Source organism: Polycladomyces zharkentensis, from assembly GCF_016938855.1.
GTDB lineage: Bacteria > Bacillota > Bacilli > Thermoactinomycetales > JIR-001 > Polycladomyces > Polycladomyces zharkentensis.
The window spans coordinates 91,233-115,683 of record NZ_JAFHAP010000008.1; the positions used below are offsets into that span (position 1 = coordinate 91,233).

Annotated in this window: 23 protein-coding genes; 22 read left to right on the forward strand and 1 reads right to left on the reverse strand. The window is 54.9% G+C overall.

Annotated features, from left to right (window positions below; all coding sequences use genetic code 11):
- Positions 1 to 26: 26 nt before the first annotated feature.
- The 4 genes from JQC72_RS07705 to JQC72_RS07720 all read left to right on the forward strand — a co-directional run bounded on the left by JQC72_RS07705 (position 27) and on the right by JQC72_RS07720 (position 4,657).
- Positions 27 to 878 carry a helix-turn-helix domain-containing protein gene (locus JQC72_RS07705; RefSeq protein ID WP_205494473.1) on the forward strand — a complete coding sequence of 284 codons (852 nt, stop codon included), beginning with the start codon at positions 27 to 29 and terminating at the stop codon, positions 876 to 878.
- 336 nt (positions 879 to 1,214) lie between these two features.
- Complete coding sequence (pgsA, locus tag JQC72_RS07710; RefSeq protein ID WP_205494475.1) at positions 1,215 to 1,799, forward strand: CDP-diacylglycerol--glycerol-3-phosphate 3-phosphatidyltransferase; 585 nt, start codon at positions 1,215 to 1,217, stop codon at positions 1,797 to 1,799.
- A gap of 23 nt (positions 1,800 to 1,822) precedes the next feature.
- Positions 1,823 to 3,064, forward strand: coding sequence for a competence/damage-inducible protein A (locus JQC72_RS07715; protein ID WP_205494476.1), 1,242 nt, complete (start codon positions 1,823 to 1,825; stop codon positions 3,062 to 3,064).
- 9 nt (positions 3,065 to 3,073) lie between these two features.
- Positions 3,074 to 4,657, forward strand: coding sequence for a DEAD/DEAH box helicase (locus tag JQC72_RS07720; RefSeq protein WP_205494478.1), 1,584 nt, complete (start codon positions 3,074 to 3,076; stop codon positions 4,655 to 4,657).
- A gap of 232 nt (positions 4,658 to 4,889) precedes the next feature.
- On the opposite strand, the gene JQC72_RS07725 is transcribed toward JQC72_RS07720, so the two are convergent.
- Positions 4,890 to 5,186: a metal-sulfur cluster assembly factor gene (locus JQC72_RS07725; RefSeq protein ID WP_419179855.1), complete on the reverse strand. Its 297-nt coding sequence runs from the start codon at positions 5,184 to 5,186 to the stop codon at positions 4,890 to 4,892.
- A gap of 189 nt (positions 5,187 to 5,375) precedes the next feature.
- Between JQC72_RS07725 and recA the strand changes: the two genes are divergently transcribed.
- The 18 genes from recA (at position 5,376) to JQC72_RS07815 (ending at position 24,005) form a co-directional block, all read left to right on the forward strand.
- Positions 5,376 to 6,428: a recombinase RecA gene (recA, locus tag JQC72_RS07730; protein ID WP_205494488.1), complete on the forward strand. Its 1,053-nt coding sequence runs from the start codon at positions 5,376 to 5,378 to the stop codon at positions 6,426 to 6,428.
- A 40-nt stretch (positions 6,429 to 6,468) separates the two neighbouring features.
- Positions 6,469 to 7,119, forward strand: coding sequence for a regulatory protein RecX (locus JQC72_RS07735; RefSeq protein ID WP_205494490.1), 651 nt, complete (start codon positions 6,469 to 6,471; stop codon positions 7,117 to 7,119).
- A gap of 16 nt (positions 7,120 to 7,135) precedes the next feature.
- On the forward strand, positions 7,136 to 8,128 hold the full coding sequence (locus JQC72_RS07740) for a metallophosphoesterase family protein (RefSeq protein ID WP_205494492.1): 993 nt from the start codon (positions 7,136 to 7,138) through the stop codon (positions 8,126 to 8,128).
- Positions 8,125 to 9,612, forward strand: coding sequence for an AAA family ATPase (locus JQC72_RS07745; protein WP_205494494.1), 1,488 nt, complete (start codon positions 8,125 to 8,127; stop codon positions 9,610 to 9,612). Before JQC72_RS07740 ends, JQC72_RS07745 begins: the two co-directional genes overlap by 4 nt.
- Positions 9,578 to 9,829, forward strand: coding sequence for a hypothetical protein (locus JQC72_RS07750; protein WP_205494496.1), 252 nt, complete (start codon positions 9,578 to 9,580; stop codon positions 9,827 to 9,829). Before JQC72_RS07745 ends, JQC72_RS07750 begins: the two co-directional genes overlap by 35 nt.
- A complete protein-coding gene (locus JQC72_RS07755) occupies positions 9,826 to 10,503 on the forward strand; it encodes an ATP-binding protein (RefSeq protein ID WP_205494497.1) in 678 nt (225 codons plus the stop codon). The genes JQC72_RS07750 and JQC72_RS07755 overlap by 4 nt, the downstream gene beginning before the upstream one ends.
- A gap of 305 nt (positions 10,504 to 10,808) precedes the next feature.
- Complete coding sequence (rny, locus tag JQC72_RS07760) at positions 10,809 to 12,359, forward strand: ribonuclease Y (protein WP_205494498.1); 1,551 nt, start codon at positions 10,809 to 10,811, stop codon at positions 12,357 to 12,359.
- 48 nt (positions 12,360 to 12,407) lie between these two features.
- Positions 12,408 to 13,205, forward strand: coding sequence for a TIGR00282 family metallophosphoesterase (locus tag JQC72_RS07765; protein ID WP_205494500.1), 798 nt, complete (start codon positions 12,408 to 12,410; stop codon positions 13,203 to 13,205).
- Positions 13,206 to 13,325: 120 nt separating this feature from the next.
- Positions 13,326 to 13,586, forward strand: coding sequence for a stage V sporulation protein S (gene spoVS / locus JQC72_RS07770; protein WP_205494502.1), 261 nt, complete (start codon positions 13,326 to 13,328; stop codon positions 13,584 to 13,586).
- A gap of 77 nt (positions 13,587 to 13,663) precedes the next feature.
- The gene (locus tag JQC72_RS07775; protein WP_205494504.1) at positions 13,664 to 14,611 is read left to right on the forward strand and encodes a dipeptidase; all 948 of its coding nucleotides are present in this window, start codon (positions 13,664 to 13,666) and stop codon (positions 14,609 to 14,611) included.
- A gap of 245 nt (positions 14,612 to 14,856) precedes the next feature.
- On the forward strand, positions 14,857 to 16,617 hold the full coding sequence (locus JQC72_RS07780; protein ID WP_205494506.1) for a 2-oxoacid:acceptor oxidoreductase subunit alpha: 1,761 nt from the start codon (positions 14,857 to 14,859) through the stop codon (positions 16,615 to 16,617).
- Positions 16,604 to 17,470, forward strand: coding sequence for a 2-oxoacid:ferredoxin oxidoreductase subunit beta (locus JQC72_RS07785; protein WP_205494508.1), 867 nt, complete (start codon positions 16,604 to 16,606; stop codon positions 17,468 to 17,470). The genes JQC72_RS07780 and JQC72_RS07785 overlap by 14 nt, the downstream gene beginning before the upstream one ends.
- Positions 17,471 to 17,641: 171 nt before the next feature.
- Complete coding sequence (locus tag JQC72_RS07790) at positions 17,642 to 18,382, forward strand: MBL fold metallo-hydrolase (RefSeq protein WP_205494509.1); 741 nt, start codon at positions 17,642 to 17,644, stop codon at positions 18,380 to 18,382.
- Positions 18,383 to 18,491: 109 nt separating this feature from the next.
- Entirely contained in the window at positions 18,492 to 19,532 is a 1,041-nt protein-coding gene (tdh, locus tag JQC72_RS07795) for an L-threonine 3-dehydrogenase (RefSeq protein WP_205494510.1), read from the forward strand.
- A 66-nt stretch (positions 19,533 to 19,598) separates the two neighbouring features.
- Positions 19,599 to 20,774: a glycine C-acetyltransferase gene (locus JQC72_RS07800; protein ID WP_205494514.1), complete on the forward strand. Its 1,176-nt coding sequence runs from the start codon at positions 19,599 to 19,601 to the stop codon at positions 20,772 to 20,774.
- Positions 20,775 to 21,215: 441 nt separating this feature from the next.
- Positions 21,216 to 22,304, forward strand: coding sequence for a class II aldolase/adducin family protein (locus JQC72_RS07805; RefSeq protein WP_205494516.1), 1,089 nt, complete (start codon positions 21,216 to 21,218; stop codon positions 22,302 to 22,304).
- 13 nt (positions 22,305 to 22,317) lie between these two features.
- Entirely contained in the window at positions 22,318 to 23,127 is an 810-nt protein-coding gene (locus JQC72_RS07810; RefSeq protein ID WP_205494523.1) for an SDR family NAD(P)-dependent oxidoreductase, read from the forward strand.
- A gap of 17 nt (positions 23,128 to 23,144) precedes the next feature.
- Complete coding sequence (locus JQC72_RS07815) at positions 23,145 to 24,005, forward strand: diacylglycerol/lipid kinase family protein (RefSeq protein WP_302104700.1); 861 nt, start codon at positions 23,145 to 23,147, stop codon at positions 24,003 to 24,005.
- Positions 24,006 to 24,451 lie beyond the last annotated feature (446 nt).

Below are 24,451 nucleotides of genomic sequence, written 5' to 3' on the forward strand. Positions count from 1 at the left end.
GCGAAGACAGGAGGGACAATGACCGCGTGTCCAAACCGCACAACGAGTGGAAAGAAGCCCGTGAGCGGAAGGGATTGACACTGGAGGACATACAGGAAAAAACCAAAATTCAGCTTCGGTATCTCCAAGCGATCGAAGACGGCGATTTCGGGAAACTGCCGAGCATGTTTTACGCCAAAACGTATATTCGGGCTTATGCCGCATGTATCGGTGTCAATCCGACCGCGTTGTTGCGCCAGTATGAAGAAGCAATGGGAGTTGACGGGGAAGTGGAAGATTCGTCTCGACAGGAAGAACGGGTGAGGCTCAGCCGTACCCAGCGGTATGCTGAACAAAAAGCAAAAGCAAAAAGAAAAAGGTTTGAGTGGAAACCGAAAGATTGGAAACCGAAAGCGTTGATGACCAAATGGCATGTGTGGGTGATTCTGGGCGTGCTGCTGTTGGCGATTCCGTTGACGATCCTGTTTCTTCAGAGTGAAGACGGAAGCAATGCCACAACCGGGGGATTGCCCACAAACTCCATCGACAGCGTCAAGCGGCCTGACACCGGCGGTTCTCAGGCCGTGGTACAGCTGGTGAAGCCGTCGGAGTCCAACTATTACGGGGATGTGTATCGCATTGAAAAAGCCTCTGAAGTGATCGTCACCATCAAAGCGAAAAAAGCAACCAAATTCCGTGCACGAGGCGGAGGCCCGACCAAACCGGTCATGTCCCAGATGGTGTTGCAGGAAGGGGAAACCAAGGTGCTGAAACACCCCCATTGGATTTCCCTTAAAGTATGGATCCCCAAAAATGTGGTGATCGACGTCAACGGCTACACGGTTGACACGCAAGGTTTCAAAACGGAACACACGTATCAATTTCAGCTGGCTCGCTGAGCGCCCGTCTTGGAGCAAAAGGGGATTTCCCCTTTTGCTCTTTTTTGACAGCCTTGAATTTGATCGTTTATACTTACGAAAGGATGAACGAGACGCTGGGGAGAACAAGGCAACCGATCACATTTTTCTTACAACTGACACCATCATGGAGGAACTCACTTCATGGCGGAATCGTCGGAAACCGGTGATCCCACTTCGGTTTATCCGTAATTGTTCCCGTGCGCGAACAAAAGTGACGTTGGATTTCCCGGAGATCGGCGATACTGCATACAAAGGAAGCTTTTCCCTTGATTACCCGTTTTTGCGATCTAGATCTCGCGGGGGAGGTTCACTGACGTGAATTTGGCAAATAAAATTACCCTGGCGCGGATATTTCTGGTTCCGGTTGTAATGATTTTTTTGCTGGTCCGGCTGAATTTGGGCGTGATTCGATTCGGCGGCGGGGAGATCACGATTAGTGAAATCATTGCAGCCGTTATTTTCATCTTGGCGGCGATTACCGACGGCTTGGACGGATATATCGCACGAAAAAAGAAACTGGTGACCAATTTGGGGAAATTTTTAGATCCGCTGGCGGACAAACTGCTGATTTCCGCGGCATTGATTTCCTTGGTGGAAATGCAGCGTTTGGAGGCATGGATCGCGATTGTCATCATCAGCCGGGAGTTTGCCGTCACGGGACTGCGGTTGGTGGCGGCGGCGGAAGGTCAGGTCATCGCGGCCAGTGTGCTGGGGAAATTGAAAACCATCGTGCAGATCGTTGCGATCGTGGTGTTGATCGTCAACAATTTCCCGTTTTCCACCATCGCGTTCCCTTTTGACGAGATTATCACCTGGGTGGCGGTGATCATCACCTTGCTGTCGGGAATTGATTATTTCTCCAAAAACTATCAGGTGATTCGCTTCTCCAAAAGCCGTTGACAAAAGAGAAAGGAAGAGGAGTATTGCGCGCCGAAATCATCGCAGTGGGAACGGAGCTGTTGTTGGGACATACCCTGAATACACATGCCTCGTATTTGTCCCGGGAGTGTTCGGAGCTGGGGATCGGCGTTTATTACCATATCACTGTGGGAGACAATCGTGACCGGTTGAAAGAGGTGATCCGGACAGCGCGTGAGCGTTCGGACCTTGTGATCTTGACGGGCGGATTGGGTCCGACCGAAGACGACCTCACCAAGGAAACGGTGGCGGAAGTGTTGGGAATTGAGCTGGTGGAACACCCGCCCACCAGACGCTGGATTGAGGACCTGTTTCGCCAAAGAGGGTTGCCTGTCCCAACCGGCAACTACAAACAAGCCCTCGTTTTTCCGCAAGGCACGGTTTTCCCCAATGATCGCGGTACTGCACCCGGGCTGGCCGTTTCGCATGAAGGGGTTACCTATGTGATGTTGCCGGGGCCGCCACATGAGTTGATCCCGATGTTTGAAACGCGGGTGAAACCGTTTTTGATCTCCCTGTTGCCTGAAAAAGAGGTGATCCATTCGCAGGTGCTCCGGTTTTTCGGCATCGGGGAGTCTCACTTGGAGGAGCGGATCAAGGATCTGATCGACGGGCAGACCAATCCGACCATTGCCCCTTACGCGAAACGAGGGGAAGTCACCATTCGCCTCACCGCCAAAGCGTCAAGCGTACAGGAAGCGGAAGAACGGATCGCGCCCGTCCGGCAGGCGATATTGGACAGAGTGGGAGCGTATTGTTACAGTGAGCGGGACGAAACGTTGGAACAGGTGACGGTAAATCGGTTGCGCGACCGCGGTCAGACGCTGGCATTGGCGGAAAGTTGCACGGGCGGGCTGGTGGCACAGATGATCACATCGGTTCCGGGGGCAAGCGAAGTGTTCAAAGGCGGTGTGGTCTGCTATACCAACGAAGCGAAAGAGCGGATGTTGCAGGTGCCGCGGCATATCATTGACGCGCACGGGGCGATCAGCATGGAAACGGCTTGCACCTTGGCGGAACAGGCTGCACGGCAAATGGACGCCGATTGGGGGCTGAGTGTAACGGGTGTCGCCGGCCCGTCACCCGCGGAGGAGAAACCGGTCGGGCTGATCTATGTCGGTCTTGCTGAGAAAGGACGTCCCACCCGTGCCTACCGTTTTACGTTCCGCGGAACCCGGGAGGAGATCCGGGTTCGTGCTGCCAAGCAGATGCTGTTTCTTCTTCAGGAACGAATTAAAGAAAGGTGAACAGACAACATGAAGTCATTTGAACGATTTGATTTGGATCCCGCCATTCTCAAGGGGATCCGTGATATGGGATTTGAAGAACCCTCTCCGATTCAGGCCGCTTGTATCCCGGCTGTTTTACGGGGAGAAGACGTGATCGGACAAGCACAGACGGGAACGGGAAAGACGGCGGCGTTCGGGATTCCCGTATTGGAGCGGATCGACTCGCGACGTCGAGTGGTGCAAAGCCTGATTTTGGCGCCTACCCGCGAACTGGCCATACAAGTGTCCGAGGAATTGCGGAAAATCGGCCGACCGAAACGGGTTCGCACGTTGCCCATTTATGGGGGACAGCCGATCGGACGGCAGATCAAAGCGCTGCAGCAAGGCGTACACGTTGTGATCGGAACACCGGGACGGGTGCTGGATCATTTGCGGCGCGGCACGTTGAGCCTGGAACATGTCGAAATCATGGTGTTGGATGAAGCGGACGAAATGCTGGACATGGGCTTTATCGACGACATCGAAGCGGTGATGGAATATTTGCCGCAGCACCGGCAGTTGCTTCTTTTCTCCGCCACCATGCCACCGGGTATTCGCAGCTTGTCGCAAAAATATATGCGCAAACCTCGCTATATCACGGTCAATCGGGGCGAAGTGACGGTGCCGGCGATTGAGCAAGCCTACTATCGCGTGCTGGAGAGCGCCAAGCTGGACGCGTTGTGCCGGATTCTGGACAGTGAGGATGTGGACCTGGCCATCATATTCTGCCGCACCAAAAAGAACGTCGATGAACTGGCCGAAAACCTGCAGGCCAGAGGCTATATGGCCGGCGGCCTTCATGGCGACCTGGCCCAATCCCAGCGTGACCGGGTGATGAGCGCTTTCCGCAAAGGGGAGATTGAATTACTGGTGGCCACTGATGTGGCCGCGCGCGGGATCGATGTCGGCAGTGTGTCCCATGTGATCAACTACGACATTCCGCAGGACGTGGAAAGTTACGTTCACCGCATCGGCCGGACGGGCCGCGCGGGCAGGACCGGTATGGCGTTGACGCTCGTTACGCCGCGGGAGATGAAGCAGTTGCGCGCCATCGAAGAGGAGATCGGTCGGGGGCTGGAATCGCGCGAACTGCCCACCTTGGAAGAAGTGGCGCAAAAACAGCAGCGTGCCTGGATGGCCGAGGTGGAGGCCGTGATCGAATCGGGTGAAGATCGTACATTGTTTGAGGAGCTGTACCGCAAGCTGGCAACGAGGCACGCTCCGGAGGCGATCGCCGTGGCCGCCTTGCAGCTGGCATTTGCCGATCGGTTCGCTACCGGTACCGATGCAGCCTACGACTTCGGTGAAACGGGTGCTTCACCGGGGATGGTGCGATTTTTCATCAATGTGGGCAAAAACGTCAACATGCGTCCGCAGGAACTGGTCAAAGTCATCTCGGAATATGCGGGCATTTCCAGTAAGGACGTGGGGCGGATCAACATCTACGATCGCTTCTCTTTTGTGGAAGTGCCGGAGGAAGCGGCGCCGTTCGTGTTTGAGGCGTTGCGCCAGTCCAAAATCAACGGCGCACGGGTCAACTTGGAACCGGCTCGTCCGCGTAACCGTTCATAACCCTGAAAAACAAAACCCCGTCTCTGTGGACGGGGCGATTCAGGTACGCCGTTTTCCCTCTCACTCCTGTTTCTGCGCGCCAAGGACGCGCGTGGGAAAACGGCCACCCTCTTTTGGGAGAGCGGGTCCGAATTTCCCGTCGAGCGACTCTGGCTGTTGCCACAGAGCGGAGACGGGAAATCGAAGCCCCGCGGAACTTTGTAACAAACCCCGTCACTTGCGACGGGGTTTGTTACTGGATGCCCAGTGCGATTTTGGCGTACCGGGACATCCGGTCCTTTGTCCATGGCGGATTCCACACGATGTTGACCTCCACGTCCCGGACACCGTCCACTTTTTTGACCGCCTCCGTCACCTGGTCGTTGATCGTGCCGGCCAGCGGGCATCCCATGGCGGTCAGCGTCATCGTGATTTTGACGTTGCCGTCATCGTCGATATCCACGCCGTATACGAGTCCAAGGTTGACGATGTCGATGCCCAGTTCGGGGTCTTCGACCTCACCCAGTCGTTCCATGATCTCCTCTTTCATCCGTTCTTTATCCAATGATCATCACTCCCGATCGTCGTAGTTGCTTTTTTCATTACTGTACCACAACCGTGTATGCATCAAACCGGATTTGGAACGGCGAATAAATGTTCGCAAAATCTCTTGGCAAAGAATCCAAAACGATGTATGATGAGGATACGAGGCGAAACGAGACAAGGAGTGATACGATACATGTCCGACCGTCGTCAAGCGTTGGAAATGGCACTGAGACAGATCGAAAAGCAGTTTGGAAAAGGCTCGATCATGCGGATGGGGGAAGCGGCCGCGACCCAGGTGGAGACGATTTCCAGCGGATCGATCGCGTTGGATATCGCGTTGGGTGTGGGCGGATATCCCCGTGGCCGGATCATTGAAGTATACGGACCGGAGTCTTCGGGTAAAACGACCGTGGCACTTCATGCAATCGCCGAAGTACAGCGCGTCGGGGGCCAAGCCGCATTTATCGACGCCGAGCATGCGTTGGACCCGGTGTATGCCCAAAAGCTGGGTGTCAACATTGATGAACTGTTGCTGTCCCAACCGGACACGGGAGAGCAGGCGTTGGAGATCGCCGAGGCACTGGTGAGAAGCGGAGCGATCGATATCATCGTCATCGACTCGGTGGCCGCGTTGGTTCCCAAAGCGGAAATTGAAGGGGAGATGGGGGACTCCCACGTCGGTTTGCAGGCCCGTCTGATGTCGCAGGCACTGCGGAAGCTGTCCGGTGCGATCAGCAAATCGAGGACGATCGCGATTTTCATCAACCAAATCCGGGAAAAAGTGGGGGTCATGTTCGGCAACCCGGAAACCACTCCCGGCGGTCGGGCATTGAAATTCTACTCCAGCATCCGCCTGGAAGTGCGTCGTGCGGAGACGATCAAGCAAGGAAACGAGATGGTGGGCAGCCGAACCAAGATCAAAGTGGTGAAAAACAAGGTGGCCCCGCCGTTCAAGCAAGCCGACGTGGACATCATGTACGGCGAAGGGATCTCCAAAGAAGGCAGCATTCTGGACATCGCCACCGAGTTGGACATCATCAGCAAGAGCGGCGCTTGGTATTCGTTTGAGGGTGAACGTCTGGGACAGGGACGGGAAAACGCGAAACAATTCCTCAAAGAAAACGCGGAGTTGTGCGCGAGGATCGAAGCCAGCATCCGTGCCCACTTCGGCTTGGCCGAACCGAAAAAACCCGAAGCTGCCCAGGAGTCCGGAGATCAAGCCGAGCAACTGGAACTCGAAGCCTGACCGTGTCGTGGTCTGACCTTCTGCAAAGGCGGGAAGAGACATGAAACAGGAGCCGGGCACCATTGTTCGGATTGAGCGGCAACCGGGCACAACGGCCCGATACCGTGTGTATATCGAGGGTTGCGAGCCGGTTTTCGTGCATGAGGACGTTTTGGTCAAGATGCGGTTGACCAAGGGACGTCGGGTGAACCCGGTTGAGATCGATGCGGTTTTGGAAGAGGAAGAACAAAACAAAGTGTGGCAGGCCGCACTCAAGTATTTGCAATACAAACCGCGAACAGCTTGGGAAGTGGAGCGTTATCTCCATGGAAAGGGGTTTGCTGCCCCGCATGTGCGGGCGGTGATGGACAAGCTCCATCGTTACGGTTATGTCGACGACCGCCGGTTTGCCGCCGCCTGGGTGGAACAACGACGCGGAAATGGTCGCGGCCGTTTGCTGTTGCGAAAAGAATTGGAGCAAAAGGGGATTGCCGCCGAGATCATCGACGAGGTGTTGGCGGAGGTTCCCGAAGAAGCGGATCGGGAGCTGGCGAGATCGCTGGCGGAAAAACGATATGAGCGGCTCCGCCGGTATCCGTGGCCGACCGTGGAACGACGGTTGGGCCATTATTTGTTGCGCAGGGGTTTTCCGCAATCACTCGTCCGCTCCATCCTGCAAAGCTATCGCGAACGTCATCGGGATTCATTGTGAGAGGGGATGAGATCGGATGCGGCTGTTGTATTTGACCGACACGCATATCAGGGGTACATCACCCCGCAGCCGCACGGACGACTTTCCGGCAGCCATGCGTCGCAAGCTGGAAGAAGTGATCCGGCTGGCACATGACCGCCAAGTGGATGCAGTCTTGCACGGCGGTGACTTTTTTGACCGTCCCGATCTTTCCCCGGCGGTCGTTCGTGAATTTGCCTCCTTGTTGCGCCGGTTGAAGGTGCCGCTGTATACAATCGCTGGTAATCACGACATTTACGGGCATAACCCCGATACGGTCGATCGATCGATGCTGGGGCTGTTGGATGCTTTCGGCGTTATCCGCCTGCTTCGCCCGAGGGAAACGGTCAAGCTGGAAAGAGACGGCGTCACCGTTCAGCTCAGCGGCCAACCGTTTCACCACGAGCTGGACAAGCGGGACCCTGGATTGGATTATGCGGTGAACAACGTGACAGGTGCCGATTTTTGCGTACATATGGTTCACGGCATGGCGGTGGACCGCCACCTGCCCGAAGGCGTACCGCATACGTTATTGGATCATCTGTGGTTTGAATCGGTGGACGTCCTGCTCACCGGGCACTATCATGCAGGGTTTCCCGTTCAACGTCGTGAGGGACGCTTGATTGTGAATCCCGGTGCCTTGGCTCGCATCAACAACCATCCTTCAGAGATGCGACGTCAACCACAAGTCGCTTTGCTCACGTTTGCCGGATCGGTACAGGTGGAACTCATCCCCTTGCAATGTGCGGCCAAGGGAACGGATGTGCTGGACCGTTCTTATCTGGAACAAGCCGCCTACCGGGAGGAGAAATTGGCAGCCTTTGTCCGGCAGGTACGTGCCGCCGGTGAATTTCAGGGGATCGACGTGATCGACATCATTGAGGAAATCGCCCGTTTGGAAGGAATTGAACCGGATGTCAAACACGAGGCGATGCGACGCATCGCCGTCGTGCAGGAGCGGTTGGGGACGGAAGGGGGACGGGAGCGTTGAAGCGGCTGAAGCGTCTGTACATCGAAAATTTCCAGTCGCACGAGCGGACGGAAATTCAATTTGCCGATGGACTCAATGTGCTGATCGGTCCGTCGGACAGCGGGAAGAGTGCCATCTTGCGCGCGTTGCGCTGGGTCTTGTTCAATCAGCCGCGAGGGACGGATTATATTCGAATCGGAGCGGACAAATGCCGTGTCGTCCTGACGATGTCCGACGGAACGGAAATCGTCCGGGAACGTTCAGCTTCCGTCAACCGTTACATCATCCGGACCCCGGACGGACAGGAACGGGTATTTGAAGGATTCGGCAGCGGTGTGCCGCAGGAAGTGCTGGATGCCCACAACATGCATCCGGTCCGGTTGGACAAGGACTGGGAACTGTCCGCCCAATTCGGCAGTCAATTGGAAAGTCCGTTTTTGTTGGCCGAGACGGGCAGTATACGCGCCAAATCCATCGGGCGGATCAGCGGTGCCCACATCATGGACATCGCCTTGCGTGATACGATGCGGGACCGGCAATCGCTGGCTTCCGAGATGAAACACGTGGAGCAGGAAGCGACACGCCTGACGGAAGCGTTGAAGCCGTACGAAGACCTTCCCCGACTGGGACGGGAATTGGAGGAGTCGGAATCGCTTTATCAGGCGGCTGTGCAAATGGAGGAGCGTCTGTCCCGTCTCAAGGCTCTGCTGCAAAAATGGCGGGATTGCCGGGAGCAAATCGCGACCCAGCGAAACATTCTCCAACGGTTGCGACAGTTGCCGGAGGCGGAGGCGAAGATTTCCTCCCTGCAGGCGGACGGTCAACGTCTGATATTGTTGCGCCGCCGTCTGGAGGAGTATCGAAAGGGGCAACGGGAGCAGCGAGCATGCCGCCATACGCTCACAATGACCGAGAAGCTGGTGGAGGCAGCGACAGCCCTCGACAACTTGGAACACCGTCGCGCGCGTCTGCAAACGCTGAGACGGTTGCACGCGTTGTATCATACCTGTAAAAATGAGCAAGCGCGATATCAACTGCGTCTCCGTCTGACCGACGGTGTCGATCTGGTGGCGGCAGTCGTCTCCCGGCTGGATACCAAACGGGTGATTCACGACCGCATGTTGCGCCTGAAGCCGCGTCTGCACCGTCTTCGCCAGGAACGCGAGCGCATCGCTCGGACGTTGGAACGAACACGAACCCTGGCTGAAGCGATGCGGGCCGTGACTGCCGCCGAGGAAGCGTATGGGCGGTGGAGCGTTCTGACGCAGTCCGCACAACGGCTCGGCGATTGCCGCAAGCGGCTGGAGGATGGGCGGAAGTACCTGAAGGCCAATGCCGAGGCGATCGAAGCCAACACCTCGCAAATGTTGCGTCTGTTTCAACAGCTTGGCCGCTGTCCGACTTGCGGTTCCCCCGTCGACGGTTCCGTGCTTCAACACATTTTGGCCGAAGTGCGAGGAGGGGTTTCCCATGCAGCAGTTGGAAGAGAAAATCAAAGAGATTAAAACCGCCCTGGAAAAAGCGAAAGATCTTCGCTATAAAGCGGAAGCCCGCTTGGAGCAACTGGAGAAGCAAGAGGAGGAAATCCTGCAGGAATTGCAGGAGCTGGGAGTGGAACCTTCCCGTTTGGAAGAGGAGATTGCCCGTTTGGAAGAGGAGATCGAACGCCACTTGCAGGAAGCATGGGAGAAACTGCCCCAGGGGCTGATTCAGGGATCATGACCCGTTCCGAAAAGTTGGCGCGTTTGCGGGAGGCAATCGCAGCCGCACGCGCCGAATGGTTGAAACGCGAAGCCAAGCGGGAGGAGCTGGATCGGCTCCGCCAACAGGCGCAAGCCCGGTTGGAAGAGTTGAACAAGCAACTGGATCTGTTCGACAAGGTGCGCGTTTTGTTGCAAACCTCTTCCGAATATGCACGGGAGCAGGCCAAACAACAGATGGAGAGTCTGGTCACCAATGCATTGCAATATGTGTTTGGTTCTGCTTTTCGCTTTGAAATCGAATTGTCCGAACACGGAGGAAAACCGGCTGCCGAATTTTACGTCGTCACCGAATGGGATGGCCGTACCATCCGTACCAAGCCGCAAGACGCCCGCGGCGGCGGCGTGGTGGACATCACTTCCCTGGCATTGCGCGTAGCCATGATTGAAACGTTCCGGCCACGTCTGGACGGACCGTTGATTCTGGATGAACCCGGCAAGCATGTGAGTGCCGAATATGTGATGCCGATGGTGGAGTTTTTGAAGTCCGCGGGCGAAATGTTTGATCGACAGATCATTTTGGTCACGCATAACCCCCATTTGATTGAAGGAGCAGACCAAGCCTTCCATGTTCGCCTCCAATCCGGGAAAACGGAAGTTATTCCCATCTCCCGCCTTGACAATGGTACAGGCTAAATAATACAATTGATATGCATCTTTGTTTTTTAAATCCTTTCTTCGATTTTCTCCCGAATGAGAGGATTTTCTCGGTCAAACAGCAACAAAGATGTAACGGCTTTTCCAAGCAATGAAAAGAAAATGATGGAATGTGGCTTTTAGCTGGAATCCGATCCGCCCGGTTGAGGCGAAACCGAAACAGGCGTCACGGACGCCGCGCAATCCGTTTGACCTCTTGCTGAGCCGAACGAATGTCGCTGGAAGACCGAAGTCCATCGGTCTTGTTTTTTAGGCGGGAACAGAAGGAGGTGGATTGCGAAAAGATGCTCGACCTGAACGTGGCAGGCTTGTTGTTTCTGTTCCTTTTTGCGTTGTTGATCGGTACCGGGATTGGTTACTGGCTACGCAAATCAACGGCCGAAGCCCGAATTGGCAGCGCGGAAAAAGAGGCCGATCATATACTCGAAACAGCTCGCAAAGAGGCTGAAGCAATTAAACGCGAAAAACTGGTGGAAGCGCGGGATGAAGTCCACCGGATGCGAACGGAAGCGGAACGCGAAATTCGCGAACAGCGGAATGAACTGCAACGTTTCGAGCGGCGTCTCATGCAGAAGGAAGAGACGCTCGATCGCAAACAGGAAGCGCTGGAAAAGCGCGAGGAAGCCATCGGTAAGAAAGAACAGGAAATCGAGAAACGCCATCGGGAAACCGAAGCGCTCTACCAAAAACAACTCCAGGAACTGGAGCGCATTTCCGGTTTAACCACTGAGGAAGCGAAGCAAATCATCTTCCAGCGCGTGGAAAACGAGATGCGTCACGAAACCGCCCAAATGATCAAAGAGATGGAACAACAGGCGAAAGAAGAGGCGGAAAAGCGGGCGCGCAACATCATATCGCTGGCGATCCAGCGTTGTGCCGCTGATCACGTGGCCGAGTCGACCGTCTCGGTGGTCACACTGCCCAATGACGAAATGAAGGGCCGGATCATCGGACGTGAAGGCCGGAACATCCGTACCTTGGAAACGTTGACAGGGATTGATCTGATCATTGACGACACCCCTGAAGCGGTGATATTGTCCGGGTTTGATCCGATTCGGCGCGAAGTGGCGAGAGTGGCACTGGAGAAACTGGTCGCCGACGGCCGGATTCATCCGGCCCGGATCGAGGAAATGGTGGAAAAAGCCCGGCGTGAGGTGGATGAGCGCATTCGGGAATACGGTGAGCAAGCGACTTTTGAAACGGGCGTTCACGGGTTGCACCCGGATTTGATCAAAATACTGGGTCGGTTGAAGTTTCGGACCAGCTATGGCCAAAATGTGCTGAAACACTCGATGGAAGTGGCTCATTTGGCAGGCCTTTTGGCTGCCGAGTTGGGAGAAGACGTCGTCCTTGCCAAGCGGGCGGGGCTGTTGCATGATATCGGGAAGGCGATCGACCACGAAGTGGAAGGGTCTCATGTTGAAATCGGGATCGAATTGGCCAAAAAGTATAATGAGCACCCTGCGGTGATCAACGGCATCGCTTCCCATCACGGTGACGTGGAAGCGACCAGCGTGATCGCGGTGTTGGTCGGAGCGGCGGATGCTTTGTCTGCAGCACGTCCCGGTGCCCGACGCGAGACGCTTGAAGCCTACATCAAACGGTTGGAGAAGCTGGAGGAAATCTGCGATTCGTTTGATGGGGTGGAGAAATCGTACGCGATTCAAGCCGGACGAGAAGTGCGTATCATCGTTCGACCAGAAGAGGTATCGGATTCGGAGGCGGTTGTATTGGCCCGTCAAATAACCAAAGAGATCGAAAACCGGTTGGATTATCCGGGACATATTAAAGTAACGGTGATTCGGGAAACACGGGCCGTAGAGTATGCAAAATAAAAGTGGCATTTTTTGCCGCTTTCTTTTTTTCTATACGGAGGCAGGAACATGCGTGTGTTGATGATCGGCGACATTGTCGGCTCATTGGGAAGAACGGCGATTCAAACCCATCTGGACCGGTTGAGGCGGGCGTACAAACCGGACGTGACCGTGGCCAACGGCGAGAACGCGGCGGGAGGACGGGGGATTACCCGTGACATTGTCCGGTCGCTGTTGAAACAGGGTATCGATTGCATCACGTTGGGCAATCATGCCTGGGATCGAAGGGAGATCTTCGATTTTATCGACGGGGAACCGAGATTGGTTCGTCCGGCCAATTATCCGGAAGGTACACCCGGACAAGGGTATGCCGTCATTCCCGTCGGCAAAGAATCGCTTACCGTCATCAACCTGATGGGCCGGACCTTTATGCCTCCTGTGGAGTGCCCGTTCCGTACCGCCGACGCACTGCTCGCCAAACTGAGCGGGAAAACCCATATCGTTGTCGATTTCCACGCAGAAACCACCTCGGAAAAACAAGCGATGGGATGGTATCTGGATGGGCGGGTGTCGGCGGTGATCGGAACGCACACACATGTGCAGACGGCGGATGAACGCATTCTGCCGGGAGGAACTGCCTATCTGAGCGATGTGGGCATGACCGGGGCGTATGACGGTGTTCTGGGAATGTCTCGTCATTTGGTGTTGAAAAAATTCCTCACGCAATTGCCCGTGCGGCTGGAAGTGGAAAAAACGGGTCGGATGCAGGTGAATGCCGTTATCATCGATCTGGACCGAACCAATGGAAAAGCGCACAATATCCGGCGTGTCCGCATTGATGACGACCAACCGTTGCTGGATGGATGAAGCAGCCAGATATTGGGTTTTCAATTTTTTGAATCTTTATTTGGGCTAGGAGGAATTTATCCGGAACTGGCGAATATATATAGCAATGGACTCACTCAAACCATCGAGGAGGTACCGAACATGGAAGTATTAAAAGTTTCAGCAAAGTCCAGTCCGAATTCTGTCGCTGGTGCACTCGCGGGAGTCCTGCGTGAACGTGGGGCGGCCGAAATTCAGGCGATTGGAGCCGGTGCACTCAACCAAGCTGTGAAAGCCGTAGCTATCGCACGAGGGTTTGTGGCACCGAGCGGAATCGATCTGATCTGCATTCCCGCATTTACCGACATTATCATCGATGGGGAAGAGCGAACAGCGATTAAGTTGATCGTAGAACCCCGTTGACACGGGATCCACATAAGTGAAAGGAAACCTGTTTATCTTCGTATAGACAGGTTTTTCTTTCGAAGAGGGGAATCACCATGTTTTGGATCGACGGACATTGCGATGTGTTATATAAAATGTGGAAATCCGGGGGCCAACTTTCCTTTTATGCCCCCGATTCTTCATTGGACGTCACATTCTGTTCCGCACAGCGGTCTCGCCTGTTGATGCAGGTGTTTGCCATTTGGGTGCCGGAGGAGGTGCCGCGTCACCATACTTGGCATGTGGCGCTGAAGCAGGTGGATCTGTTTTATGAGCGCATCGTGGGCGACGGTGCTCGTACGTTTGTCATCACGGAAAGTTCCCAGCTGGATCAACTTGGGGAAGGGAAGCTGGGTGCTTTTTTATTGTTGGAAGGAGCGGATGCCCTGCAGGGAGAACTTGCTTACCTGCGAACGTTGTATCGTTTGGGTGTGCGGCAAGTGGGTTTGACCTGGAATCACGCCAACGAAGTGGCCGATGGAATCGAGGAACCGCGCGGCGGCGGGTTGACCCGATTCGGTCGGCAGCTAATGAAGGAAATGGCCAGATTGGGTATGATTGTAGATGTATCCCATTTGTCGGTCAGAGGATTTTGGGATGTGATGGAACATACGGACGTACCTGTTGTCGCGTCCCATTCCAACTGCTATGCCGTTTGCCCGCATCCGCGTAATCTGAGTGACGATCAAATCCGGGCATTGATCGAACGCGGCGGATTGATTGGCATCACATTCGTACCCAAATTCGTCCATCTGCCGGAGAAGGAGGTATGTTGGGATCATTTGTTCCGGCATATCGACCATATCTGTCATTTGGGCGGAGCGGGGTCAATCGCGTTCGGATCGGATTTCGACGGAACAGAGGAGAAAATTCCCGGTTTGGCGCATGCGGGAGATTTTGCGCATCTTGCTGAAAAGCTGATGAAACGGTATCCGGAGGAGTGGGTCCGAAAGTGGACAGGTGAAAATTGGTTGGCATTTTACCGCACATACCTGAGAAATTGAGTGGTTATGAATAATCGCCAGAAAATCAGCTGACGGGGGGCGCAAGAGGAAAAATCCACCCGAAAAACGGCGGATAAGATAGGAATTCGTCGGATGAGCAGTTGCTTTTTATTTTACAAGGGAATAGAATTGATTAATGATGAACCGTTACCGTTCTTTCTGGTACAGAAAAGGACAAAGGTACGGTATCTTTCACCATTTTTTGTTTTTCAGATAGTCGCAGGGCATCTAAAGGAGATGAGTTCATGGTCAAGCAGCTTTCGTGGAAGGTGGGCGGACAACAGGGAGAAGGGATTGACAGTACAGGCGAGATATTTGCCACCGCGTTGAACCGGATGGGCTATTACCTGTACGGATATCGTCACTTTTCCTCTCGGATCAAGGGAGGGCACTCCAATACCAAGATTCGCATCAGTATCCGCCCGATCCGCGCCATTTCCGACGAGCTGGATATTTTGGTCGCTTTTGATCAGGAAACCATTGATCTGAACGCGTACGAGCTTCATGAAGGCGGCGTGATTTTGGCGGATGCCAAATTCAATCCGCAAATCCCGGAAGGGGTACCTGCGCGGCTGTTTACGGTTCCGTTTACCAAAATCGCGGAAGAAGTGGGCTTGGCCCAGATGAAAAACATGGTCGCCGTAGGCGCTTCCAGTGCGCTTCTGGGATTGCCGGTGAATGCGTTCAAAAGTGTCATCGAGGAGAGGTTTTCCCGGAAAGGCCAGACGGTCGTGGACAAAAACATGGACGCGATCGAACGGGGAGCCCGATTTATCATAGAGCAGACGGGAGGACCTCTGCCGGAGCTGCAACTGGAAAAATCGGACGGAAAAAAACGTTTGTACATGATCGGTAACGATGCGATCGCGTTGGGCGCCATTGCTGCCGGTTGTCGGATCATGGCAGCTTACCCGATTACACCGTCGTCAGAAATCATGGAATATCTCATCAAAAAACTGCCGGAATTCGGCGGGACGGTTGTGCAAACCGAAGATGAAATCGCTGCCATTTCCATGGTGATCGGTGCCAATTACGGCGGCGTTCGTGCGATGACGGCCTCTGCAGGCCCGGGCTTGTCCCTGATGACGGAAGCGATCGGTTTGGCAGGCATGACCGAAACCCCTGCTGTCATTGTCAACACGCAGCGCGGGGGTCCCAGCACGGGTTTGCCGACCAAACAGGAGCAAAGCGATATTCTGGCGATGCTCTACAGCACGCACGGGGAAATTCCGAAAATCGTGATTGCGCCGAGCACGGCGGAAGAATGCTTCTATGATACGATTCAGGCGTTCAACTTGGCGGAAAAATATCAATGCCCGGTCATCATTTTGTCTGACTTGGCTCTGTCGCTTGGGAAGCAAACCGTAGAACCGCTGGACTACAACCGGATTCAAATCGACCGCGGGCAACTGTTGCCGCCGGAAACGGAATTGCCGGCATTGGAAGACTCGCAGTTGTTCAAACGCTATCAATTCACGGAAAGCGGCGTGTCTCCGCGGGTATTGCCGGGTACCAAACATGGTCTGCATCACGTGACAGGCGTGGAACACGACGAAACGGGTCGTCCGTCGGAAAACCCGGTCAACCGCAAAAAAATGATGGAAAAACGGCTCAAAAAGCTGGCGAACGGCATCGAGTTCGAAAACCCGATCATTGCCGACGCACCGCATGAGGAGCCGGATTTGTTACTTGTCGGATTGTGCTCCACTCGCGGCACCATCCACGAAGCGATGGAGCGGCTGGAAAAGGACGGCATCAAGGTGAACCACGTTCACATTCGTCAAGTGTTGCCGTTCCCGTCCGACGTTGTCCGGCCGTACATGGAGCGTGCAAAAAAAGTCGTCGTGGTGGAAAACAACGCGACCGGACAACTGTCCGCGTTGTTGAAACTGTATGTCGGCATGGCCGAGAAAATCGTTCATCTCGGCAAATACGATGGCAACCCGTTCCTGCCCTCGGAAATCTACAACCAATGCAAGGAGCTGATGGTCCATGGCCACATTTAAAGATTTCCGCAACAAAGTGAAACCAAACTGGTGCCCGGGTTGCGGAGACTTCTCCGTATTGGCCGCCATGCAGCGTGCATTTGCCAATTTGGGGCTGGAACCGGAAGACGTGGCCATCGTGTCGGGAATCGGTTGTTCCGGACGGATTTCGGGATATGTCAACGCATACGGCTTCCACGGCATTCACGGACGTGCCCTGCCGATCGCACAGGGACTCAAACTGGCCAACCGTGAGCTTACCGTGGTGGCTGCCGGCGGTGACGGAGACGGATTCGCGATCGGGATGGGGCATACCATTCACGCCATTCGGCGCAACGTTGACATCACGTACATTGTGATGGATAACCAAGTGTACGGCTTGACCAAAGGACAAACATCTCCGCGAAGCGAGATGGGCTTTAAAACGAAGAGCACGCCGAAAGGCTCCATCGAGGCACCGCTCGCACCGATGGAAATGGCTCTCACGGCAGGGGCCGGCTTTGTGGCGCAGGCGGTGTCCAGCGACCTGAAACAGTTGACGCACATCATCGAAGAGGGGATCAAACACAAGGGCTTCTCCCTCATCAACGTCTACAGCCCGTGCGTCACCTACAACAAGGTGAACACCTACGACTGGTTCAAAGAGCATCTGGTGAACTTGGAAAAAGATGAATCATATGATCCGTCGGACCGGCAGGCAGCGATGCAAAAGCTGATGGAGCACAACGGACTGGTCACCGGAATCATTTATCAGAACAAGGATTGCAAATCGTATGAGGACCTGATTCCGGGCTTCCGTGAAACGGCGTTGTGCAAGCAAGACCTGAAAATTACCCAAGAACAGTTTGACAAGTTGGTCGCTGAGTTCGCATAAAGGGCCTGACTCAAGCCGCTTTCCCAAAGGGAAGCGGCTTTTTTCATCAAAAACGGGTAAAGTGCAATTGCCGGTGAAAAGCTGTACGCGGGCATGTCTGACAGTGGCGAGAATCGGGGAGCTTTTTCCCCGGGAAGTGACTTCACCACAGTTAAAAAGGATGTGATAAGTGTGCGGTGGACGGTATTGGGTTACCAATCTCCCTATCCGGGAGCAGGGGGAGCGACACCGGGGTATTTGCTGGAATCAGGGGAGAGGCGCATATTGATCGATTGCGGAAGCGGTGTGTTGTCCCAATTGGATCGGTATTGCCGACCATATGAACTGGATGCGGTCGTGTTGTCCCATTTGCATCATGACCACATCGCCGACTTTTTCGTGCTGCAGTACGCGATCCGATTGGCGAGACAAATGGGGCGCCGCACGAGTCCGCTCACCGTGTATGCACCGGGAGTCCCGGAAAAATGGGGCCGTCTCCTGACATATCATGATGCAATTGATTGGCGTCCCATCGAGAAACATCGGGAAACGTCTGTGGGAAGCGTGCGTTTGTCGTTTCACCGGACGGACCACCCCATTCCCTGTTATGCGGTGTTGGCCGACAACGGGAGAAGCCGGATTCTGTATGGTGCGGATGCGGGTCCGCGAACAGATTGGGGCCGAATGGCACAATCCCCTGATCTGTTTGTATGCGAAGCAACCTATTTGAAACGAAATGTCCCTCCACATCCGAGCGGTCATCTCTCGGCGGAGCAAGCAGCTGTGGCGGCCGAACGAATCGGCGCCAAACGGTTGCTCTTGACACATTTGTTTCCGGAATACGCTCCGGAAGAGGTGAAGCGTGAAGCGCATCCGCATTTTTCGGGTACACTGTACGTAGCCGGGATCGGTTTTTCAATTCGGTTGGGGTAATGTCCGTTTACAATGGACATTTCCCATTCCCGAACTTTGGATAATGGTGTATAATCATCGTGAAATCATAGTATCGCTGTCATTTTATGATGGGGAAGGAGTGTCCATTGTGGGCGGAACAATGCGCGCCTTGGTGAAACATCATGCCGGATTCGGCGCAGAGTTGCGGGAGGTGCCGATTCCGGATTATGGTCCCGATGAGGTGCTGATTCGCGTCAAGGCGACGAGCCTTTGCGGAACCGATGTTCATATCTATTTGTACGACGATTGGGCCAAAAGCCGGGTGAAACCGCCGTATGTTTTCGGTCACGAGTTTTCGGGAGAAGTGATGGCCGTCGGGGATCAGGTGACTTCCTTTCAGGTGGGGGATCACGTGTCGGCGGAAACCCATATCGTGTGTTACGAATGTCCGCAGTGCCGGCGGGGCGAATATCACGTCTGCCAAAACACACAGATTATCGGTGTGGATCGGCAGGGTTGCTTTGCCGAATACGTGGTGATGCCGGCGAAAAACTTGTGGAAAAACAGCAAAAGCCTGCCGTTTGAAGTGGCCACGTTGATGGAGCCGATGGGCAACGCCGTACACACGGTGCTTTCCGGCCCGATTGCCGGCAAGACGGTGGCGGTGATCGGTTGCGGTCCGATCGGGTTGATGGCCATTTCGGTGGCACGGGCGAGTGGGGCATCCAAAGTGCTGGCACTGGACGTGAACGAATATCGTTTGGATATGGCCGTGCAGATGGGAGCGACCCATATTGTACATGCACGAAATGAAGACCCGGTCAAAAAAGTATTGTCGCTGACAGGGGATCAGGGAGTGGACGTCGTATTGGAAATGTCGGGTCATCCCGTTGCCATCCAACAGGGGCTCAAGATGTTGACCATGGGTGGGCGAATCTCGATGTTGGGTCTCCCGACGCGTCCGGTGGAGTTGGATATCACCAACGACATCGTGTTCAAGGGGATTCAGATCCATGGCATTACCGGCCGGAAAATGTTTGAGACTTGGGAGCAGACGGCAGGATTGCTCGAGTCTGAACAAGTGATCCTGGAGCCGTTGATTACCCACAAGTTCCCGCTGGAAGAGTTTGAGCAAGCATTTGAACTGATGATGAGCGGCAAATCCGGCAAAGTGATTTTGTTGCCCTGAGCAGGGTTTACAGTCTGCTTTTTCTGTTTTGGAGATGTGGATATCATGAATCGAGGAGGGGACCTCGTGAAAGGGTTTGAACACCTGGAGCAGGAAATCGACCAATGGAAGAAAGAAGGAGTATTTCGTCCGCTGACGGAGCTGGAGTCGGATCAGGGTTCCAGGGTGATCATCCGCGGAAAAGAAGTGATTCAGCTCTCTTCCAACAACTATCTCGGTCTGACCACGCACCCCCGTCTGAAACAGGCGGCACTGGAAGGGGTGGAACGCTACGGTGCTGGAACCGGTTCGGTTCGGACCATCGCCGGCACTTTTTCCATGCACGAAAACTTTGAGAAGCGGCTGGCCGAATTCAAACATACGGAAGCGGCATTGGTGTTTCAATCCGGCTTTACGGCCAACGTCGGGGTGATTTCGTCCATCCTGACGGAAGAAGACGTGGTGATCAGTGATGCGCTCAACCATGCCAGCATCATCGACGGCATCCGTCTGACCAAGGCACAGCGAAGGATTTATCGTCACGCCGATTTGGATGATCTGGAAGCGGCGCTGAAGGAAACGCAGTCAGCCCGCAAGCGGCTGATTGTCACCGACGGGGTTTTCAGCATGGATGGTGATATCGCACCGCTCCCGGACATCGTTGAGCTGGCCGAGAAGTATGATGCGTTGGTCATGGTGGACGATGCGCACGCCAGCGGTGTGTTGGGCAAAAACGGTCGCGGAACGGTGGACCATTTCGGTCTGCACGGACGGGTTCATATCCAAGTGGGTACGCTGTCCAAAGCGATCGGGGTGTTGGGCGGATATGTGGCCGGTCCGAAAGTATTGCGAGACTACCTCATTCACCGGGCGCGCCCGTTCCTGTTCAGCACCTCCCATCCGCCGGCCGTCACCGCGGCTTGTCAGGCGGCGTTGGATGTTCTGCTGGAAGAACCGGAATTGATCGACCGACTGTGGGATAACACCCGTTTCTTCAAACAAGGGTTGGAATCGCTTGGCTTCAACACCGGCAAGAGCGAGACTCCGATCACACCGGTCATCGTCGGTGAAGGGGCAAAGGCGATGGCGTTGTCTGACGCGTTATTTGAAGAGGGCGTCTACGCTCAGGGCATTGCTTATCCGACCGTCCCCAAAGGCGAGGCACGCGTTCGGACGATCGTGACCGCACAACATACCAAAGAAGAGCTGGAACAAGCGTTGCATGCATTTGAAAAAGCGGGCAAAAAACTGGGGATTATCTAGGGCGCGTCTGGTAAATCCGTAAGGGAGCAAATATTTTTCCCAAGTGAGAGACTGACCAAGCCCTGTCAAGCAAAGACCCGGAAAGCGCAGGAATGAAGTCGCGGGCAACTTCCTCTCAGCGAAGCGTACTGTGCCCGCGTCCTGTGCTCCGGTGTAGCGCCCATGACTTGCTTCCCTTGCAGGGCGCAGGTGGAGCGAGCCGGGAAAGCATTAGACAGTATTCACCAGACACGCTCCAGAGGTTTCGTGAATGGGATACCGTTCATCCCTTGGTCAGCATTTCCCGTCAAGTGCCGAGCTGAGGCAGGGAAAGCGGAACCCGCTGTGTTTGTCAACAGCTTCAGCGCCTTCCGATTGATTCACGGAAGGCGCTTTTTTTACACATGAAAATACCCTTGGTTGGAAACGATAACAGAAAATACCATACAGGGGTGTGAGAGCATGAAGGCATTTTGCATGGTGGGAGATTGGCGAAAAACCCCCTCAATGGAACGGTTTGCGGATGGACTTCGCCGCGTGATGACGGCCAACGGCTATGCATATATTGTAGAACCACGGTCGGATGTGCAATTGGTGTTCAACTTCGTTGATCCGCTCCAGCCGCGTCATTTTCATCGGGAAGGCAAGGGCACGTTCGTGGTGACGGTCGTGGAGAACGATCAACCGGCATCCGACATTCTCAAAGCGGGCTACCCGATCTTGGTTCGCTCACTGGGCAACATGATGATTTACTCGGATGTCTCCGGTGCAAAACCGCAAACGTATTTCATCACGCTGGAACAAGGATGTTATCCCGTAAGAGCGGATGATGACGAGGAACGCTTTTACCAACGCGTATTTGAACGTTTGCGCCCACTGGCGACGGCCAGGTTGGTGATCGACAACCGGTTTGATCCGGATTTGCCGGAAGAATTGTGGGAAGGGGATCAGTTGACGCAGGGGATCAATCGGGCCGGAAAATGGTTGGACAGCATGAACCTGCTTCCCACACCGTTTCCGCTCGAAGAATTGGTGTCTCCCCGTGAGCTGCGACACATCAAACGTTTGTACGGTATTGGCGGTCTCAGCTACGGCAACCTCAGCGCGCGAAAGGATCAAAACCGGTTCTGGATGAGTGCCAGCGGGGTCAACAAAGCCAATCTGGAGCGGGTGGGACAAGATATCCTGCTCATCAAAGGGTATGATGACAAAAACCAAGCAATGGAGATCAGTGTGCCGCCCCATGTAAAACCGCGCAGAGCGTCCGTGGATGCGATCGAACATTGGATGATTTATACGGAACATCCTCAAGTCGGGGCGATCGTGCACGTTCACGCATGGATGGACGGCGTTCCCTCTACCGAAATCAACTACCCTTGCGGAACGCTGGAGCTGGCCGAGGCGGTGGCGGAACACATCCGTCGGGCGGAAGATCCTTCCCGGGCGGTGGTGGGGCTGAAAAATCACGGATTAACAATCACGGGAAGGGATTTGGAAGATATTTTCGAAAGGATCGACGGGAAGATCATTCCGCAGGTGCCGATGTCGTGAGGAGGAGATGATCATGAGCGGGCGAATCGTGTTGGTCACGGGAGCCGCCGGCGGCATCGGGCGGGAAATCGTCCACCGATTGGCGGCACGGGGTGACCGAACGTTGTTGGTGGGAAGAAATGAAGCGTCATTGCAAACGTTGGCACGGGAGGTGCCGGGCGGAGAGGCAATGGTGTGCGATGTGACGAAGCGGAATCAGGTTGAGCGGCTCGTTGAGGATGTCATCACCCGATACGGCAGGTTGGACGTCTTGATCAACAATGCGGGTTACGGATGCTTCGGCGGCGCATTGGAGGTACCCATTGAAGACTACGCGGGTATGATGGAAGCAAACTATCTGGGAGCGGTTCACATGAGCTTGGCTTTCCTGCCCCACATGTTGCAAAGGGGTGCCGGGCGCATCGTCAACATCGCCTCCATCGCAGGATTGACGGGTGTTCCCAATCTGGCGGGATATTGTGCATCCAAGTTTGCGCTGCTCGGGTTTTCAGAATCGCTTCAAATGGAATTTGCCCCGCGGATTCAAGTGGGTGTGCTTTGTCCGGGACCCGTGGATACGCCGTTTTTCCGAGGCGCGTCTCCGTCCCGGTATTTTCCCGCCCCGATCGCCCGCCGGACATTGCCGCCATCCGTGGTGGCCGAGCACGCGCTTCGGTTGATCGATCGCCCCCGGATCAAAGTGATCCCCCGGACGCTGGACATGGCCATCCGTCTGCGCCGCTGGTTTCCCCGGATGGCCATACGCGTGACGGGATACTTGTACGATACGCTCCGGAAACAAAAATCCGCATCCGCCGTCTCCCCCCTCGCCGGGAAGGAGTGAAGCCTGACGTGTACATCATGATCGTCAACCCCGTCTCGGGCAACGGGAGAGGACGGAAAGTATGGGAACGTGTAAGCCGGTTGCTGAAGAAGGAAGGACTCCCGTACCGTGTGTACTTTACCACCGGTCGTGGTCACGCAACCGTGTTGTCCCGCCAGGCGGTGGAATCTCCTCAGGTGAAAGCGGTCGTGGCCATCGGCGGCGACGGAACGGTTCATGAGGTTGGCAACGCTTTGGTAGATACAAATGTCCCGCTCGGCTATCTTCCGGCCGGTTCGGGAAATGACTTTGCCGTCGCCCATCGCATTCCCCTCGATCCGTTGAAAGCGTGGGAGCGTGTATTGCACGGCAGGAGCCGTGCGGTGGACACGGCCCGGATCGGGGAACGCTTCATGATCGGTTTCATGGGGATCGGTTTTGATGCCGCGGTGGCCAAACGGGTGAACGATTCCCGCTGGAAACGTTTCGGGAAGTTTGTCTATGCGGGCGGTGTGTTGAGAGAATGGGCGCGTTTTCAACCGGTAAATGTGCGGATCACGATGGATGGCACTTTATATGATCTGGATCGTGTGTGGTTGATTGCGGCGGCCCACATTCCCAATTATGCAGGTGGAATGCAGATTTGCCCAGGTGCGGAAGATGATGACGGTCGGTTGGACATCTGTTGTGTAAGGGATGTCACCCGTCGCGACTTTTTGCGCCTGTTTCCCTCGGTCTATCGGGGAACCCACGTGGACCAGCCGTTTATTGTGTTTCGACGCGCCAAACAGTTCACGGTCTCCTCTGAAATCCCCCTGCTGGTCCACGCAGATGGTGAGGTCATTGGCCAAACCCCGATTGCGGTAACTGTGTTGCCACAGTCGTTGAAGGTACTGTAGATGTACGATTTTTCGGCCGATATGGGGGAAGCAGGGCCCAAACGGTTCCCTTGCGCACCCGGCGAAAAGTGAAGCAACGTTGCCGCCGCCGGTGGGTCGAGAGTTGGTGGTCCAAACGTTGCTGACGTTTTGGATGCGTACGCCATCTCGGCCCCAAAAGCATCCGTCTTCGCGGTTGAACGGATTCACGTTTGTGACGGTACTCCCTCACTTTCGCGATTGACCGGATTTTCCGTTTTCCTTGCCCGTGATGACATGCCCCTTTGGATTGTGATGAAAGGGAGTGCTTCCAGTTTCAGCCGTGTGAAGCTCACCAACAACCGATGCCCCTGCGGGGCGTTTTTCTTTTCCACATTTCTCCCTGCATTGCAGGGGTTTGCCGGTTCGGGTATAATAAATAAATTGCAAAGGTATGTCATTTCCACCTGTAGAAAGGTGTTGAATAA